Source organism: Rosistilla carotiformis (assembly GCF_007753095.1).
GTDB lineage: Bacteria > Planctomycetota > Planctomycetia > Pirellulales > Pirellulaceae > Rosistilla > Rosistilla carotiformis.
On the sequence record NZ_CP036348.1, the window covers coordinates 6,579,432 to 6,599,794 of the forward strand.

At 56.2% G+C, this 20,363-nt stretch carries 1 protein-coding gene; it reads right to left on the reverse strand.

Annotation, left to right across the window (positions count from 1 at the left end):
- Positions 1 to 364 precede the first annotated feature (364 nt).
- Complete coding sequence (locus tag Poly24_RS23845; protein WP_145101589.1) at positions 365 to 20,242, reverse strand: tandem-95 repeat protein; 19,878 nt, start codon at positions 20,240 to 20,242, stop codon at positions 365 to 367.
- Between the last annotated feature and the right edge of the window lie 121 nt (positions 20,243 to 20,363).

The window sequence follows — 20,363 nt, forward strand, 5'->3', positions numbered from 1 at the left end:
AAAAAACGACAGTAATATTGTTATTTTTGTGAAACTAATGCAGAGAAATGAGGTCCAAGTAACTACGCAGCCATACTGCGTTCACTCTCTACACGGGAGCCATTACCCAACAAGTGGGGAAGCGACCATAGTATCTACACACTATGGTTCGTGCAATAAAATCGCACAAATCGTTACGACCGGAATCTGCGAAGCCATTCGCCGTTCTTAGGTCGCTACGCGCAGTGGCCCAGCCCCGCCGCGATCACTCGCCGCAATGGGGTGTTACGGGGATAACGACCAAGTGTCGGAATTGTCCTCAGAATCCCTAGAATCGGCCCAAATTAACAGGCTTTGAACCGATTCTTTCGCGGATCTTCAGGCTTTAGAAGTTGCTCCAGAACTCGTCGAGTTCTTCGGCAAGGGGTTGATCTTCTCGCGAATCGGCGAGTTCATCGATGATTGGATCGATTTCGATCCCGCCAGCCTCTTCGACCAGCTGTCCCAACGCGATCACGGTAGCCGCTTCGGGGGTCAACTCTTCAGGCTCGTCCACCTCCGGTTGCATCCAACCCGCAGCACCGACAACCACCGACGAGATATCCGGTGCCGCCAGCGACTGGTATTCGCCATTGAGACCGTTGACCCCGTTGAGGTAGTTGATAACCGTCAACGCGTCGATCGGCGTTATCACGCCGTCTCCATTAACGTCCATGAACGGCCCATCGGAGATCGAGATCGTGCCGTTATCGACCAAGGTCTCAACATCGTTGGAGATGTTTTTATTGAGATGATTGATGACGATCAAGGCATCGATCGGCGAGACCTCTCCACTACCGTTGACGTCTCGGATGTTGCTGCTGTTCTGCCCCGCACTAAGCGAGACCAAGACAACGACGCTGGCAGGGTCAGACGTTACCCCAAATTCATCCGCGACGGTGTATCGGAATTGAGCGGTGCCGACAAAATTATTCGCTGGGGTAAATCGCACGATCCCATTCGCCTGGACTTCCACACGCCCAACCGCTTCGGCAGGTTGCGTTGTGATTCGCAAACTGGTGGGATCCAAGACTCCCGCGACTCCTTGATCGTTCGCCAACACATCGATATCGACCGATCGGTTGATCGATGTTCGAACCACATCGCTGGCCGAGATCGGTGTTTCTCCCACCTCCAACATCAGCGTCTGCGAAGTGCTGCGATTTCCTTCCACGTCGGCGATCGTAAACTGGAACGAATCGGAACCTTTAAAGTTCTCCCGTGGGTTGTAGCTAAGCGTACCATCCCCGTTGTTTGTCAACGTGCCGTTGAGCGCCGAAAGGGTGACCGCAAGCGATGCGGCATCTACACCGGAAGCTTCGGGATCTTCGACAAGATCCAACACATCGATGATCGTGACGCGGTTGCTGGCTACCCGAATCGCATTGTTCACTAGACGCGGGGCGTCGTTGCGACCGGCGACGGTGATCGATACGCGGCCCGCTGTCAGACCGACGACTCCGGTCTCATCCACCACTTGGTAGGTGAAGGAATCGACCAACGATTCACCATCAGTCAATCGATCCAACGTCGCCGACCCCGTCGGATCGTAAATGAATCCACCCTCGGCTTGATTTTGGTCGTTGACGGCAAACGTCACCGTCGCTCCCAACGCGGTCGTTCCGGTCAAGACGCCAGGACTCATTCCGCCAAAGGCATTGACGTACAAAACATCGCCATCGAAATCGGTATCGTTGGCCACCACGCCGGGCCCTGTAATCTCCAACAGAGCGTTTTCATTGGCGGCATAGGTATCGTTGACCGGGACGGGGATATCGTTCACGGGAACGATGGAGATGGTCAATACAACCGGCTGTGAACTGCTGATGTTGTCGCCGCCGGTCGGCCCGGTGTCGACGGCAGTGACCGTTACCACAGCCTCGCCATGTTGATTCGGTGCGGGCGTGAACCGCAACGCTCCCGCCGAAGTGATCGACGGTTCCAAGACAAACAATTCCGGTCGATCGGTGGTCACGTTAAATCGAACCGACTGCGATTGTTCATCCAGGGCCGATGCCGGACCGGCAGCGATTGGGGAAGCCCAGTCGGAATCCAAATAGAATCCACTTCCCTCGGCCACTTGAATCGTCAACGGCGCATCGGGAGCGTTGGGATACCCAAACTCCGGCGGGTCATTGACCGCACCGACGGTGATCGTGAACTGCTGCGAAGTCGATTGCAACGGATTGGCGGGATCGTCATCGATCGCGACGACGGTCACCACCGCACTGCCGTTTTGATTCAATTGTAGATTGAATTCCAAATCGCCAGCGGCGGAAATGCTGATGTCCGGACGTTGGGTCACGACACCCGATTCATCGACGAACTTCTGATCAAACAACCCTGGGTTGGTCGTCGTCACCTCGAACCTTACGTTCTGCGACACTTCATCCAAAGCATCCGCAGGTCCTGGGCGAACCGACTTCACAAAGCCTGACAGTGTGACGTGTCCAGGATCGTTAGGATCGTAAAGTGTCGTATCCTCACTGACCGAAACGTTTTCATCGATCACAAACTGCGGCGGATCGTTGACCGGCGTGACTTGAATTTCGACGGTTCCAGTCGCTTGCAACGGCGACGAAGTCGCAACCGGATTACCGTTGGCGTCCAAGGTAAACGTCGCCCCATCGTCCTGGATCGTGTAGGTGAACGTATCGACAACTGACGTGGAGGAACTAGCGAAGTTCAACGGTGGCGTATAAAGCACCTGCTCGAAACCGTTCGTCGTATCGTTGTCGGTATCGATGAATTCCACGGTCCCGCCACGCGACGTCGTGATGACATTCGAACCGCTATTGGGGGATCGTACCGCCAGATGTTGCGACAACGTTTCGCCTGCGGTGTCCTTGATGGCATTGCCGCCTAGATCTTCGTTGGGCCCCGCCGAATCAAACGTACCTGGCAACGATTGACCAACATTCAAACCAGCGACAATCCCATCGGTCGGGATCAGCTCGCTGACATCCAACGTCACCGGCGTGTCTTCGCTGACACGATTCACCAGACGGTGAATGCGTCCAACCGGTGCGTCGTTGACCGGGAAGACCTTCAATTGCAGCGGCACATCGACGGTCTTGGGGTCCGACTGAGCGACAAAGCCACCGCTACCATCCCCAACATAGCTGATCCCCTGATCGCTGAGTGTGTAGATCAGATTCAAAGGGGGTTGCGCCGATGTCATGGCATCGATCTCGGTGAAGTAATTCTGCGGCAACGTCACCCGCACACTGCCATTGCTCAACAGCGATACAGCCGCTCCCGACGGCGCCCCCGCTCCAAGCCGGACGCCTTGAACGACCAAACTTTGCGGAACATTGCCGACGTTATCCGGATCGGTCGATTCATCGGTCCCAAACTGGTTGACCAATTTGTCGGTGAACAATGGCGCCAAGTCGATGACCAGATTCGTATTGTCTTCGATCGCATTGACCACCGTCGGCGTTGCCGCGGTCGGATCGAAGGGAGCGTCGTTCACAGGACGGACGGTCGCGGTGATTTCGACATCGGTATTGAGGGCAGGATTCGCACTGTCGGTAAGTGTCAGGCGAAGCACGTCCAAACCGAAGAAGTTGGCTGGCGGCGTGTAGGTCAGCTGATTGCCAACGATCGCAATCGTTCCTCCCTGGGTCGTCGTCGTGATGTTACCGGTCGCCGAAATCGTGACGTTGCCCGATTCATTGGGGCCGTCGGCGATCCCAAAACTGGCAAGCGCGTCGCTGAACACGACGGGCGTGTCTTCCAGTGTTTCAAACTGAGTCGTGGCGATCACGGGGGCGTCATTGACAGGGGTCACCGTCAACGTGATGCGGCCAACCGTTGCCTTGGCATCGTCTTGCAAACGCACCCAACTGCCATCGGCCAACTGCAGGTAGTTCGCTGGTGGGTTGTTGGGATCTGCCGGCGCGGTGGTCGGCAGGTACGATTGAGGCAGACCGCTTTGCGGTGCCGAAGCCGGTGGTTCAAAGCCATTGGTCGCCGTGTCAACATCGCCGATGCGGTAGAAGATCGCATCGGTGCCGAAGAAGTTCGATGGCGGCGTGTAGCGGATGACAAGATCCCCCGCGGTATCCGTCACGAGGACGGCAGTCCCTCCGTTTTCGGTGGCCAATTGAATTCCACCGGGGAACAAACCCTCCGCGTCCGGTGACAACACAACTTCCTGATACGTAAGTTCGAAGATGTCGCGATCACTGATCCGGTTGGGCGCGGGATCATCGTCGTTCAAGATCGAATCGATCGAGATATCGTACGGCAAGTCTTCCGACACCGTCAAATTCAATCCCGCGTGCGCGGCTTCGTCAGGCACTGGAGCATCGTTGACTTTCAAGAACTCCAACGTGACCGTTGCGGGGATCGCCGACTGTTTCGGATCGGCGGAACCATCGGTTGTTCCGTCGTCAGTCACATGATAGATGAACTGAGCGATACCGACCGAGTGCTGCTGCGGGATGATCTCGACCATTGGTTCGGTTGTGCTGCTATCGTCGATAATCCGCACCGTGACGGGAACCGTGGGTGTCCCGGGCAGCGAAGGCGTAATGCCGGCGACCGACGAAATCCGCAAATTCTCCAAGGCAGCTTCGTTGGCGGGGAATCCACCATCGTTTGCCAACAATACCGACCAAGGAATCCGAACAACCTGGTCTTCCAGATAGCGGAAGGCAGGAGTGCCGGCGGGATCATCGACAGCTACCGGTTCATCGTTGACCGGAGTGACGGTGAGGGTCACTGTGCCCAATTCGTTCGAAGGCATCACGCCATTGAACGCGCGATAGGTGAATGTGCCCGTCCCGTAGAAATTCTCAGCCGGTGTGAAGTTGAACGTACCGTCACTGTTCAATTGCACGGCCCCAACCGCACCACCACCGATCTCGATCTGTTTCGGGAAACCGGTACTATCGGCATCGAAAATCGACAGCCCCGGACCGTCGTTTTGCAAAATCCCCAGCGACGGGGTCGCAACGCTCAATGGTGTGTCCTCGGCGGTTGTATACGCATCGACAACACCACCGGGATTAGCCACGGGGGGCCGTCCAGCAAGATTCTCAACCAAATAATCTTCGACCTCGCCTCCGACGGCAACGCCCGTGCTACTGAGACCGCCAGTCTGGCTGACGCGGAAGCGGGCATAGGTAAGCCCAGGAACAAACCCGTCAAGCGAAGGCGCCGCGAGGGCAATCGTTTCGGTGCCGGTCGAAACTTGTCGCATCGAGACGACCTGCTCACCCACGTCGTCGAAGTCGCCGTCGCGATTGAAGTCAACCCAACCATCTAAGACACCGTCGCCCTGCACACTAACGTGGATCACCGAGGAGGTGTAATAAGGACTAAAGAAGGCTTCGGTGAAGTCCACACCATCTTCGGCGGCATCGCCATCGGCGGATGTTCCAACCGCATTTGCGTCGGTTTCGGTTGTCGTTGGGACCGTCCCCAAGTACACGCTTCCATCCACGACCACGTGTCGGGCACCGTTGTCGGCCAACAGCGACGCAAACGGTGCGTCCCCGAAATCGAGCGACAAGCCGGGGGTAAGAATCGTGAACTGCGTTTCGCTGTTGGCACGATTCGGGCTCAGCGCATTCCCTGCGATATCGCGGATCGCCGACACGTTGCTCACACCAAGGAGGTTGTTTGCATCGACAACACTCGTCACGCCACTGAGGAACAAGGTGTCGCTGCCTCGCAGAGATGCCAAGCCGACAAACGGCCCATCGTTCGGATCCGATACGATATCGATGCCATTGATCGCACGAACCAGTTCCAATGCCATTTGGCTGCTGGTGAAATTCAACGGACTGAAGGCGACGGGAATCGCTCCCCCCGCAACCCCACTGGCCACCAGACCACTGTTGTTCAGATCAAACGTCGTCCCCAGCGGTTCATTCAATTCAACGACGCCGCCGGAGGTCGCGGTGGGCTCAAGATCGAGACTCGAATTTTGGATGACACTCGCAATTTCGACGGCCAGTTCATCTGCAGTACGCAACACGAACAGACCAGGATTGACCGGATCGGGCTTCGTTAGCCCAATCACCTGGGTACCGGGAGTGGTCGCCGGATTGACGTTCAAGTCGTTGAATTCATAGCGAACCGTTGCGGCGCCGACGGTCAACGTGAAGCTGGTCCCATCGCTGACCGTGGGGAACCCAGCAGAGTCTACCGGAACCGTCAATTGCAAACTTTCCTCGACGCCTGGGGTACCGTACGGGACCAACGTCGAATTCGTCACGTCGACGGTCACTGCGGACGTGCCCCCCAGTTGCACCACTCCTTGCCCCAGATCGCGTGCCGAATCGAGGCCGACTCCTGCACTGCGGACCGCTTGCGCGATCGCCGCAGCGATTTGCTCGTGGGTTGCGGTCGCTTGAATCGGAATACGGCGATGGTCCGCGGCGATGGTGGAGACGGCATCGGTATCAAATTCAAAGACAGTCGAGCCGCCCGGATGGGTGACCGATATCAACTGACCATCCGTCACACCCGCAGCAACGCCTTGCTGCGAGAGTCCCAACTGCGTATCGCCGGTCGTCGTGAGTGCAATCGATGGAGAATTACCGATTTGGATTTTGTCGCCGGACACCGCGACCGGTTGAAGCTGGGTGGTTTCGTTCGCTGGCAGGCTCGCCAACAACGTGGTCATGGCGGTCAAAATCTTGTCGCGCAATTGCGTCGCGGTGTCGCTCACCGCAAAGTCAACACGTGTTCGCGATGCGGTCACGTTCGAATCGCTGTTCAATTCAAAGACGCGGAGCGTACCGGCATCATTGATCGTAAACGTTTCGCCGTCCTGGACGCCGCTGCCGCCGTTGGCAGGCACGACGATCGTCAAGGTTTGCGGGACAACCAACACATAGCCGCTGTCGAATTCCAAGGTCGCTTCGACGCCGTTTTCGTCAACGATTTGGATCTGGTCGCCATCCTGAACCTCTGATCCAGCCGGAGCGGTCAGGACCATGCGGTCGCGATTGTTCAGCGTGATCTCATAGATGCTCTCGGGACGCCAAATGCCGGTCAGCGGCGTCAACAGAATCTTGCTGTTGGTCGGCGAGAATCCAAGCGAATAATCAACACCTTCGGTCAACAGGCGTCCGTTTTCGGTAATGCTGACAGCCGATAGATCGATCGCCGGATCATTCGGATCGGGGGCAGGACCAAAATCGGGATCGATCGTCGCAACATCAGGCCCCGTTCCGTTGATATCGGAGATCAAGATCTCAAAGACATTCAACGTCCCTTGCACCCATTGCACATAGGTATCGTTGGGATCCTTGTCTTGCCCGCCACTGTCGTTGTCTTGGGGCGTGATCAACAATGCCACCGGACCATCAAAGTCTGAACGTTCGAAGGCACCCAGATCTTTGAAAACGTTCTGCCCGGTACCAGACGAAGGGCTATTGGGATCGTCGGTTCGGAATTGGCCCGTCACATCGCGATTGGGGGCCACGATCGGCGAGGCCCCAATCCCCAGTGGCCCCTTAATCGTCAGCATGTAGCTACGATCGGTGATCACTTCGCGCGAACTATCGATCGCGGGAGAATCGAGCACTGGGTAGAAATTGCGATTGTCGGGATCGACAAATACAGGCGTCGTCGCATCGGCAATCAAGACCGACGATGTCCCCAGATCGCCACCACGATACGTGCTCGCGGTGCCAGTGCGATAATATAACGAGGTACTGATTTCAGTCGTAGCATTGCTTGAGCTATCGACCTGAACACCCGTTGTAACGTTTGCGACGATATTGTTGCTGAGCGTCGGTCCCGCATTGTTTTCGACTTGAATACCAATCCCTGAACCGGTTCCATAGACCGTGTTGTTAACGATCCGTGCCATCGGAACCGCCGCATCGTCGGTCGCTTCCCCAGAAATCCGAATCCCTGCGGTACCGCTCGCAACGACAATGTTGTTGAAGACGGAGACGCCGGGTGCTAAACGTTCATCGTTGAACTCTTGAGTCGCTCGTGGCGGTCCAGCGTGCGGTAACGTCCCCGCCAACGGGGAGATCGCCGTATCTCGATCGCCAGGAATGATATTGATGCCATAGGTCAAGGCATCCGTGATCACGTTGCCCTGCAATAAGATTTGGCCTTGGTCGCGTTTGCGGTTTCGATCGCCACCATCAACGCTATTGAAGATATCGACGCCATGCAGGATGTAGTCGTCAGGAATCAGATTTCCAGCGGCATCGGTCGCCGTTGGCAACTGGTTGTTCAAGTCGGCAAAATTGGAACTGCCAAAGTTATCGACGGCAACAACGCCATGTAAGGAGATCACATGCGAATTGCTCGGCGAGCCCAACACCGTGGTCGATCCATTGACGGACCCATCAGACATCGAAGCGGAAACGGCAAGCGTTTCTTGAGCCTGAGCACCATTGATCGCATCCCGAATACTACGTCCCAACGCAGCACGTGACATGGTACCCGATGGATCAAATGGCACCCGCACGTTGCCTGCAGTGACACCACTTCCGGGCTGCCCGGGCAATATGGTCGTGTCATCAAATTCGAACGTTACGGTATTGGTGCCATCGGACAGCGTAAACGTCTGACCGTCGTAAACTTGATCCGGCGATGGCGCGTTGAGCGAAACGGCGGTTGCCAGACGATCATTGGTGTCGAAAGTACGGTTAATATATAGATCGCGAACAAAACCATCTGGTTCGGTTCCATAGTCGGCACCGATACGGATCTCGACTTGGTAATATCCCAAATCGGTCTCCGCTTTCACACCGTTGCGCAGAACCGGTTCGTAATCCAAGTTGTTTACAAACGCGGTTTGGTCGGCCTGGGAATTAATCACCATTTCACCGCGTTCGCGGAAACCGACGATGATGTCGTCCAAATAGACGCCGCGGAATGCGTTATTTTGCGCACGGAAGGAATTGTCGAGACTGCTGGAAGCAAATTGCCCGAACTCATCCCCAGGCAGGGCATTCCCACCGGAACCATGTTGCGAAAGTCCCAAGGGGCCTGAATCAAGGACGTTGTAACCGTAAACTTTGATCAGATAACCGTTGCGAATCGGATAGGAAGCGGTGACGTCTTGCGACTCGGTGACGTTTAACGCTTCGGCAAAACTCTTCTGCACGGCCAGCGCAACCTCTTCGGCTGTCATCCCTGAATGGACAAAGACCGGAGTATTTCCAACGGCAACACCTGGCTGTCCCACGATCATTCCGGTGGGCAGGTCGACCGAACCGCGACTGTTCGTAACCCCAGCCACACTCAACCGGTTCCCCAACGTTGTGTCCAGATAGGACGTTAGGCCAGCACTCAACAGTTCCGCTTGCAAACGCCCCGCAATCATTGCCGGAGTGTCAGTCAAACTGAAGTTGATGACGCCGTCCCCGTCCACCTCAGCACCGCCCTGCTGGAAGGTGAAACGGTGACCATCGATTTGTAGATATTCGCCAGAAGGAATACTGACAGCGCTGGGGATACGCAGTTCCAATCCACTGTCAAATTCAAATGTCGTCGTGGAAAAGTTCGAAGCATTTCGCAACCGCATCGTTTGCCCATCGGCGATTTGCGATCCGGCGACAGCACGCAACTCCTCGCCACCTTCGAATGGATCTCCGATCCCCATCGACCCCGCAGTTGAGAAGTCAAAGCGAATACGAACGCCCGATTGTCCTGCGAAATCGTCTAGCGAAACACGTGCTTGACGCCAGCTGTCGGGAGCTCCATTGTCTCCCACGTCATAAAGTTCCTGGACGAGATCGGTTCCGCCAGCGGTGAGTTCGTCGAATTCATCCGAGCTGCCATTGTTGATGGCTTGCGGTTGCCGTGGATTCAAACCGGCATTCGTATTGAATCCGTCGGGTGAACCACCGGCATCGGACCGGTCGCTATTGTTCGTCGCAAGCAAACGCCAAACACCGTCTTCACCCGCCGCAAACACGCGCAACGAATCAAGCATCCAGTCGTCATGGTTGGTGCCGCTGTCCCCCGGCAGATCGTCATTCGCGTTTTCGGTTTCAAGATAATAATTGAAGTAGAGCGCGGGTCGATCGGCCGAACTGTACGCCGATAGATCCAACGGATTGCTCTCCATCGACCCCAACGCACCGCCGGGGAAGTTGTACGTCAGGTAGTCGCCAGAATAATCCCCGACAATTCCCGTGTTCCCGATGTCGTAGATTCCGTCCCACTCACCCGTTTGAATATCGTTGCCCGAAGAGCGTGGATTCTCGAAACCAAAATACAGGTGGTTGCCGCCTGCCGAACCTTCGATATTTCGGAAGGTGTTGCCATCAGGCGATGGGTCGACCCCCACGCCATCTTGATCGCTCGCGACACCGCTCGCGACTGGACTGCTATTGGAGACGTGCCATAGGTTGACATCGAGGTTCGAGAAGGCAAGCCCCGTCACTCCCGATTGATTGGTTCGCAGCGAAGTTTGCCCATTGGCAAAGACAGCTTGAGGCCGCCCCATCGTGTCAAACGCATAGATCGTTCCGTCGGTGGCAACGCCAAACAACGTCTCGCTCAGGCGGCCTTCTTCGAGATTTCGTGGCCCAACGGTTAGCCCCGAAAAGCGAATTGCATTGCCGCTGGCATCGGTCAACGTAGCAATGTAGTCGCCACGATTGCTGGATGAACCAAGTTGGAATGCACTGCCACCAGTGTTGCCGACGACGCGATACAGATCTCCAAACTCGCTAACCGCAAACAATTCGACGCGGTCTCCGCCGCCGCTGAAGGCATTCGTTTCAACCGAAGCCAGACCGGTGATCTCTCCGCCGCCGGGTGAATCTTGCACGTCAAAGGCAGCGCTGATCCCCGCATGATTGAAGAATCCATCGACCGCGACGAGCTTGGTACCGTATTGGTCGACATCAAAATTTATCGACTTCAAGAATTCAGCCAATCGCGTCGCCAGCTCACCCTCGGATTCCCCAACAACCATTGCCACAGGCAGGTTGCCCGGCTGCACGCCCGCGGTCAACGGATCGCCCGAGACCGTCATATAGGTAGCCGAAGCGGTGAGCACGCTGATAGCTGTCGCACCCGCGAAAGTGGCCGACGAGCCATTGGCCACGGAATCTAAGTTAAAGCCGAAGTTCACACCTTCGAAAGTGCCAAACGCTTCGGCGATCTGTTGGCTCGACGCAAACGCGTTGATCGACAGCGGAATGGCACCAGCAGTAACAATTCCCGCAGCGCCAATCGTTGTCAGGCCACTCGAGAGCACTGTGATCGATTGTTCACCGGTGATGTCGACCAGATCCGCCGAAGCAACGGCCGACAAACCGTCAATGTCCAACAAATTCACCGCGGTTGCGACCGCGGCCGCGATCGTCGCAGGCGAATCGGTCGCTTGAAAATTGATTGCGATGCGGTTGCGGTCGTTCAACGTGCTATCGCTGTCGAATTCAAACTCGATCGGGAATCCCGATGCGGTTGTCACCGTCAACGTGTCGCCATCACTGATGTTTGTGAAACCACCCGCCTGCGACGCTTGGAGGATGACTCCGGTATCGATCTCAATCAGATGAGTTCCACCATTGGAATCGTCGATCGAGACGAGATCGCCGTCAGACAACATCCCCAAGTTGAGATCGAAATCGATCGAAAGTCCCGCATCGAACTCCAACGTCGCCGTCGTGCCGAACCGCATGACCGAGAGCAGATCCGTGTCGAGAATCGATGCAGCCGATCCAACGTTGATTATCGCACTTTGCGTATTGGCAATCTCATCGATGTCCGTGTTGATGTATCCCCGTTCGACGACTTCGGTCCCCGATTCATACGGCCCTGGTCCGTCCACCACGCCGTTTGCGTTGGTGCGATCGCCGCTGGGGGTGCTGATCCCTGTACCATTGGACGGATTGTGTCGAAATATCCAATTCGTGTCGTGCAAAGCATCGACGCTGGAATCGGCGCGCTGCGAGACCGAAATCAATGCCAGATCGTCAGCATTCTGCCCGAGAGAAGTACTGTTTCCGTTGGCCCCGACATAAGTGATCGCTTCGAACGACAGACCGTCACCGTTGCGTGCGGTGGTGCTTTGCGAATTGCTCCGCGCTCGTGCAGCGGCATCCCCCGCGTCGTTGAGTTCATACGTTTCAATCCCCGCATCTCCAACCTTCTCGGAGTCACCACCCTCGGTCGACAATCGCAAGAAGCTGTCGTAGTTGGCATCGTTGATCGCGCCGTTCTCTCCAAACCCGTACAGGTTTCCGTCGGGTCGCATCGCGATATCGCGAACGCTGTAGACCGTGCCACCATCGGTCGAATTGGAGACGACCGATTCACGGATTCCGGTAAACGGATCGTAGGTCGAAAGCGTGGTGCTGGTCGTCACGTACAGCACGACGTCGCTGAGCGTATAGTCGATGCGATTACTGTTGCCGTCAAACGCAACGGTCACCGGCGGTGTCGCGGTAGCAGCTCCCGTGGTCGGAAAGAGATTGCCACCGAAGCCAAAGTAATTGTCCTGAACCCCGTTGTCATCAAAATCATGATCCGACGAGATCCGCTGGACACTGGTGATCGGTTCGACACGAGTCAACGGATTGCTCGGATTTGCTGTCTGGAACTGCTCCAATTGGTCGCTGATCCGACTGTTGTTCGTGACGGCAACGTAGTAGTTCCCGGCGTTTAGCTCCATAGTCCCCAACCAAGCATCCAACGGACCGCCCGATCCTCGCGACAAATCATCCTGATCGACTCCCTGATTCGGAGCGCCTTGATCGTCCAAAATATTTGAATCGGTACCAAACGCGAGCAACCGGATTTCTCCGGCGGGGGACGTCGAATTATCCGGACGTCCGAACAGCCAAATCGAGGTATTGGGTCGGGCCAAGCCATCGGCGTAGTCGACGTCGATGACAACGGGAGTGTGCAATGCCCCTGCGCCCAACGGATCCACCGAATCAGATGCAACCTGAAACTCAAACCAATCGACGTCGTCGGTGCGGCCGCTACCCGAGAGGTCGAAGATTTGGCCCGCCGCCGAAAGGGCTGCGCGATCAGTTGCATTGAGCGAGCCCAGGTCGATCGAACCGCCGATCGTATCGTTGCCGTCGCTGGTCCCAGTCATCGGTTCGGACGCTTCGCCCAACAGAGGGCTGTGGAGCGGAAGTCCACGCACTTCGATACCGGCGGTCGCATAGCGAATCTCCGCCTGTCGAATCGTCGATCCACCATGTTCCTGTTGTTCGCCGATACGTACTTGCAACTGGTAAGTGCCACTGGTACGGCCGTCACCAACCAAGTCGTTTTCAAACGCGATTCCGTCGGAGGGATCGTTTTGAATGTCGCGCGGCTGTGGATCACTGGAATCCTGATTATTGCTGCGAACACGAACAAAGAACGTGTTGGTGGTCCCCGCCGATCCCGGCAAGGTCAATCGCATCCCCGCGTCGAACAGGTTGGTCGTGTAATCATCGCGGAACGATCCATCGATCGAATTGGTGGGACCAAAAGGATCGCGTTGCAGCACATTGACACGATCCGCTGGCAACAAGTTTTCATTGGCCAGCAAGGTGGTGGTTTGCGTCGATTCGGAGTGAGAGTTATCGCTCAGCGCGATGATGTCGCCATTGATATTTATAACTTCAACGACGGTGTCCAGCGAGAACGAAGTACGGTCGATATCGATCCAGACTTCAGTCCCGGCCGCCGCATTGAAACTGTAAACATCGACATCCGACGGACGGCTGATCACCCCATGCACGGTGAAACCAAGCCGCAGGTTTTCGTCGCTGCTGGTTTCCGAGGAGGCCAGCGCCCCCAAGAATTCCGCACTGCTGGGATTCGCGTTGTTCCCCGCAGCCGTGAGTGGTAGCACGCGATCGGGCGATTCGATTTCGTTGACTGTCTCGACATTTCGGTCGTTGCTGAACTTGTCCAACACCAAGCCCTGCCAATCGCCCGCCGCCGCGGAGGTCGCCGCGCCGTCGCCATTGGTATCACTGAGGGCCTGCCCCAGCGGATCAAATCCCGCGCCAACGGTATCGTCGGTTAGGCTCGTCAAGACAACGGGGAAGCCCGGTGCGCCCAAGACATGCAAAGAACCGCCAACGCGATCTTCGATATCTAAAGGACGTCCTGTAGCGATGATCTCCGCACCCGCACCGAACTTAACAACCAAACTCTCCTGTGGATCGCTCTGCAACCGCAGTCCGCCAAAGCTGAATAGATCAGGAATCTGAATTAGCTCGGGCCCCCCTTGCATATCGGGACGGAAATTATCGACGACATGCACGATATCGGTGTCATCCCAGACCACCTCGGTCGTCAGGGTACCCCCACGGACAGCCAATCCGTTAATCGAATTGTCACCCAAACGATTGCCATCGATCAGTGGTCCAAAGTTATTTCGGACATCGGTGCGGTTGTCCGCGACGCCCGTCTGACGCCCCTGATCCAAGACGATTTCGCTATTGAGCGCATTGACGTTGATGCTGATCGCGGCGGTCAACCCGACGCTGTTCTTCTGGATCACGTTGTCGACGATCACCGGCTGGGAACCACGAACGAAGATCACCGCAGGTTCGTTGAACCCGTGACCGTCACGTTGCACGCCCGCTTGACCGCCAAGTCCCGAAGCGTTGTGTTCAAAAGTGGAATTGGCAACACGACCATCCGCTTGAATGATCTCCAACGCGTTGAACCCAGCGAACGTACCCCCAGTCTCCACGACACCACCCGCATAGGCGATGTAGGCGTGGTCGATGCTGACGCTGCCCAAAGGACCAATATGAATTCCACCCCAATCACCGGCCACAGGGGTGGAACCTCCCAAATCTCCATTGGTGTCAAAACTTCCACCGGCGCCAAAACGATCATCCGCAGACGATGTGAACCGTACCTGCTGGCCATCAGTACCCTCGGCAATCAATTGAGCACCATAGCCGGTTTCAATCCGAGCGCCGTCCATTTTGACGATGATCCCTGGATCGATCGCTAAACGAGCATCGGGCCGCGCACGCAAACGCGTGGCGTTGATTACCGGCATGTCCGCGGGCTGAACGCCGGTCAGCGTTCCGGCAACCAACGTCGTACCATCGTCGACGAAGCTGGTCTGATTCAAGCTGGTCAGACCAACGACGTCAAATTGTCCGGTGCCGGTATTGAGACGATAGATGACACGGAACTGAGTCTCGCCGCTGAACCCCGTGTTCAATGCCCCCAGCTGGGTAATCGGTGACGAACTGGTTTCCAGTCCCGCCAAATTATCAAAGCGAACCTGCTGTCCTACCGTCGTCGTCACGTTGATCACGTCGCTGAAGACGACTTCGGTTTGCCCAAGATTAGGGTCGTCGTTAAGCAGCCCCACGCGATATACATGCGTCCCCGCGGCAAGCGTCGAATCGACGTTGGGTTCCGCCGTGGCCGCCAACGTATTGAGCGTCGCCCCCAAGCTTCCGCCGCGATCGACGTAGGTTGTTCGGCTACGGTCAAGTTCCGCAACCAAGTCGTAGACGCCACCGCCTCCAGGTTGGCTGCGGTAAAGCCGACGGGCTACAAAATCCCCCGTAGCTGCAGGTAGCCCCGACAACGAAACCTGTTGTCCGGCGACCACATTCACAACGCTTGTCGCGTCGCTAGGCAGCGATTCGCCACCGAACCGATCGACATAAGTGATCCGATAGGTGTAGGCCCCCGCCGCCAATGTACTGGCAGCATTGGCTGCAGCACTGGACACGACCCCCGTCGATGTCGGTGGCGTCGATTGCAAAATCGGACCGCCGGGCGTTCCTTGAATCAGCAAGTTTTCACCGATCACGTGAACGATATCGGTGTCATCAAAACGTGCCGGCACCACCAATTGCTGTGTCGGTTGGCCGAAGGGGGTATCGACACGAACAAACAATCCATTGGTCGAATTGCCCTGCAAGACATTACCGCGGATATCGGGGCCAACACGGTCGTAATCGCTGACAAACGCATCATTGCGTTGATACAACGGCGAATTGAAATTGGTCTCTAAGAAACTGTCACCATCGGCGCTGATCGCCGCATCGGCACTAAACTGAATTTCGTTGTACAGCAACGTCGGTCGTGCCGCCGATAAGTGAATAGGGTTAACAGTTTGGCTCTGACTGTTCACCGTCACGCGACCGCCACCGTACTGGAAATCGGCATGGCCCACGTAATTCAAAAAGATGCCCTGGCGTTCCAGGTTCGCGCGACCTTCGGCGTTATCAACGTTGTTCTTAAACTCAATACCGCCCCAGTTACCGCTAGCGGGCTCGGTATACAGCGAATTGGTATCCACGCCGATCGTTTGATCGAGATAGCTGGTAAACCGCACTTCGCCATTTCCAAGACCAACGATGGTGTCGACAGCACCAATCGGATCGTAAAATGGTGTCCCCAAAACTTGCAACGACCCACCGCTAAGGTCCACGCTGCTGCTGCTGCTGCCCGCCACGATCCGAGCATCCTTCAACTTAAAGATCGCGCCCGCATCAATCTGGACATGCACTCCCTGAGGTACTTCCATCGTCGCGCCATCGGACAATGGCAGGTTGAACGAACCGCCGCGTCCGATTTCATAGGCGAAGTTATCGCCTAGCGTCGTGACGTTACCATCCAAACCACCGTTGCCGACGATCCGCACCGTATCTCCCGGACGCGCCGCGGCAAAGGCGTTCTGAATGTTGTTATAAGGGTTTTCCAGAGTACCGATGCGTTGCCCCAACGCAGTGCTGGTAGCGTGCGATTTATCGACATAAAGGGTGCGCGGCAGCGTAGGCGTTTGCCCTACAACTCCTCCCTCATCCAAAACGCTACGGAACCAGAAATTAAACTCTCCCCCCGCCGTTCCATCGCCATCGCCGTCGATCGCAGTTCCGCGGGTATCGACGATTTGCGAAACTGATTTCGGCGCAAAGTTGACAAGCAGCTCATACGTTCCCTCACTGGTTCCCCCCATCCCGCTATCCGCCAAAGCGAGATCAAACGCTTCGTTGCCAGCTGCGGAAACAGCCAAGAAGTATTCACCCGGTTCGAGATTCAATTCGATGAACGCATCTTCACCATAATAGTTGTCGTTGCGCGCGACCAATTCCTGAACGCCGTTGTTGTTGCGATACACCGACAGGTACGAATCCAACAAACTCGCCGATCCGTTCAACCGTTCGGCGAACGTCTCCGCGGTAAAGACCCCCGCCTCAGCAACTTCGAACCTGTAGACATCAATATCACGACTTTCAGGACGATACAAATGTTGCCCCAAAACGTTGTCGATGTCCCCAGGCAAAACGGGTTCGACAGGATTCACTCCCGTTAAATTCGCTACGCCGTTATTGGCATACGTCACACCGGCTAACAGATTCTCTTCACCGCCCAATGTGTAGTTGCGAATCACACCCGACGCAACCGTACCGGGAGGGGCTTCGCTGGCAGTCTGAACTCCCAATCCCGACATGATCAGATTCATCGCGTGGGCGTAGTAGCTGAGCCGCGAAGCGTTCAATGGATCGGGCAAACTTGACTCGTTGAACCATGACTCGCCAGCATCCATCAAAACGACAGTTCGCCCGAACGTATGTGCCTGCTGTGCGACTTGAGGTGTGTTGGCTAGCGCCCCGAAAACGCCGCCGGGTCCACTTTCCACGCCCGCAACAACGAGGTTGCCAGTGACGATCGTCAGACTGACACCATCGACACCGTTGACACGATGCGAATCGGTTTCAACAAAGTCGATACCCCAGTTCTGTCCTAAGACCTCAAAGATCTCCCGCGTCCGTTGCTTTTGAGCCTCGGTGATCGCATTGGACAAATTTTGTCCGAACCCGTCTTGTCCATAAGGTAGACTGGTATTGAAGTTATAGTAGAGTCGCGAAATTGCAGACCCTTGCAAGCCATCAAATTCATCACCATTTTGGAACGTGAAATGGCTCAATTGGTCAAAATCACGCAACCCCTGCTCATCAAATCCACCGGGGTACTCCAACGCATAGCTATCGAGCGCGCGGATCTCTTGACGGATCAACGTCGACGTCGCCCCCGTAAGGGCCCCTAAAGACAGCGTATCGGCCCCGGCGAAACTGCTGCCTACGTCGCTTGAGACTCCCAGCCGAGGATTCGTCGACGAGATGACTTGTCCTTCACGTATATCGATGGCGATCCCATCCAGGGTTGCCAGCGGAGAAAGCTGCAATGCCGCATGCGACTCCAGCGCAGCCAGGATCGCGTCGCGAACCTGTTCGTTTGTCATGCCTGCGTTGATCACAATCGGGAGATTAGGGACCGTCGTTCCCGAATCGGTAAACTCGAAAGTTACACTCGTTCCGTCGGTCAATGAAACGGTCATCTGATCGCGAGGTAGTAGCGAGATCGCAGGATCGACAAAGTTAATGTCGGCGGCGGTACCGGTGAACCGCAACACCGCGGGATCAACCTCAACCGGACGAATCACATGATCACGTGAAGCGACCTCGTCGCTACTGCCCACGCGCAACCGGAAGGTCGCGGCGCCGCTGGGATTACCAGCGAATACGGGAATCTGCCCGAGATCGGTGATGGTCGAACCGTCGCTGTATTGGTCAAACGTCAAGACGGCGCGGTCCAGGCTTGGATCGTAGCTGATGCTGGTCGGTAGGACGACGACATCGTCGTTTCCTGAGACCGTTTCGTTCGTCAAAATCAACTGATAGAAGTCGGGCTGCACAACGCGTGGCTGGGTGGCCACGACCGCAGGATCGCTAGAGGTCGTAACCGCTGTGGCCGCGAGATCGTCGTCGTTGAAATAGACGACGATTTGGTTCTTGTTTTGGATCAAATCGCCAGCTGCATTGCGGCCAATCGGCTGGGGAACCACGGCAACGACTTGAGCGCCTAGTTCCAATTCGAAGTAAAGCGTCTCGGTACTGTCGTTGACGCCATCGATTTCCATGCCGTTGATGTTCGCTGGCTCAAACAGCAAGCCGCCGACGTTTTGCCCTGTCGAAACCGTTCGCACCCCTTCGATGTCTCGACTGACATCATCGAACCCGAACACGCGGACACGATAACTGTCGTCGGGTAACGTTTCGCTGAACCGCGCGATCACGATCCGCTGGGTATCATCCAATCCCAAATAGCCAGGCGTAATTGTAATGTCGTTGCCATTGCCAAAAATCCCGTCGACCGAACGGGTGATCTCGATACCGCTGGCCAGCGTGGCCTCATCGATCGCATCGTCGCTGGCGAACCGCAACGTCAGTTCGGACGGGGCGACATTCAACAGATTACGTGACGACAAGGTATTCAGATCCAGCGATCCGGTGCCGCTGGGAAAGTCTTGGGTGCTGGCGAACAAGCTGCCCGCATCGGGATTGATGCCGATCAATTGCGGTCCGTCGCCCGCGTCGTCGACGACCGGCAAACCGACCTTATCTCGCGTCCCGATGTTGTTGATCAAGGTCTGCAATGGGTTCACGACCGCACCGCCCGCTTCGGGACTGATCGCCGTGAGGGCAAACTCGCGCGTGCTGATGAACTCCTGCGGTTGCGAATCGAGCGCCGATGCACCCAATACACCCATTACAGGCGACAACCCACCTAATGTATGCGCTCCGCCGGTTTGCACGTCGGTTAGCGTCAGCACTTGGCCAAGTTCATGTAACACGGAATTGGCGATCGAACGCGACGTGAAGGTCAGATCTCCCGAGGTCAGGGCATCGGCGGGCGTCAACGTGCCGGCGGGGAATTGACTGCTGATGTTGTCGACAAAGACCGATCCGATCGAACTGCCCACGAGCGCCGTATTGGGGTTGCCAGCGCCATCGCGAACATCGTTTTGCAGTGTTGTACCGACAGTCAACGGCACGCCGCCAAGCGTGTTGCCAATCAACAGCGTGTAATACTCGCTGGCGCCATTGATCGGTGCCTGCCCTACATCGCCAATATAGATATCGATGTCCAGCTCTTGCCCGCTGGCCAGCGGGCTGGTGACGTTTTCACCAGCGTCGGGAATGCTCAAAAATCCGGCGCGGACTTGGGCCAAGACGGCGTTGGCGATTTGCGATTCATCCCCCGGGGCAAACCCGAAACTGGAAGCATCGAACGGAGCGACCGCGTTTCCGCTTTTGTCGACCAGCTGCCCCTGATTGGATTCGACAAAGTCGAGCACGAAGGTCAGAGAATTTGCGTCGAGCAGCTGTCGCGCCTCAAGCACCTCGTGCCGTAAAGCACGTCGCGACAGACGATTGCGCCGCTTGGCACCGATGTCTCGTCGGCGATTCTTGTTGGTCAAAAGCTGGCGTTCGATGCTTTTCTTCATCGATGTTTTCCTTGGGAACTAGCCAAGCGACGCGGCAACAAAGGTTGCCGGTCGCTTGAAATCGTTTAATCACGAATGATGAATTGGGGCGTTGTCACAGTCAATAACTCGAGAGAATGCT

Bases quoted from the DNA above. Each gene is read 5' to 3' on its own strand.
- Poly24_RS23845 (WP_145101589.1), bottom strand. From the start codon at position 20,242: ATGAAGAAAAGCATCGAACGCCAGCTTTTGACCAACAAGAATCGCCGA.